General features: G+C 63.2%; 1 pseudogene. It reads right to left on the bottom strand.

Annotated features, from left to right (window positions below):
• A pseudogene (locus tag ACW5W8_RS23785) lies at positions 1-583 on the bottom strand (hypothetical protein); the annotation flags it as partial.
• Positions 584-680: the final 97 nt, after the last annotated feature.

Raw genomic sequence — 680 nt, forward strand, 5'->3', positions numbered from 1 at the left:
GGCTGACCGGCAGCCCCTCGGCAAAGCGTTGTTGATTTGCCATGAACGTCTGGGGCATCTGTTCGCCCAGCTCAGCCACCTGCTGCTGATGAGCCGCCGCCTGTTGCCACAGGGAGCGGCTGGTTGCCCGCTCGGTGCCTGCCTTCTGCCATTCGCTACTGAGGGCCTGGGAGTGGCTATCTGCCCGCTCCCACTCATCCCCCATTGCACTGGCAGGGCCTCGGAATACGTTCTGGTCATACTGCCCGGCGAGCACAGGCAGCGGGGCGCGGGATGAGCTGACCATGGTGCATTCAATAACCAACGCGCCGACCAACTCCCCATGGCTATGGGTATGGCTGGCAAGCACAGCATCAAGCACCACAGAGCCGCCCAGCAGAGCGCCGGATCGATGCGGGGCACCATCCAATACCGATGCCAGCACCAACCCTGGTGACGCGCTCAGGCGCGGCGGCATGGTGGTACCGTTAAGGATACCGACCAGCCGCACCACCTCAGACTGATTCAGCTCCAGCTGGCCGGTGCTGTTCCTGGCCTTGCGTAGTTCTAAGCTCGCATCCTTTCTGGCCTGCTCTGCCGACATGACGAGCCCCCGGTTACGGTTCAGTGATGGTGGCGGTATTGATGCGGATCAGCGCACCGGCAAAAAACTCCGCTGCGGGCAGCTCCAGATCGGCGCC

The organism is Aeromonas aquatilis, from assembly GCF_054052405.1.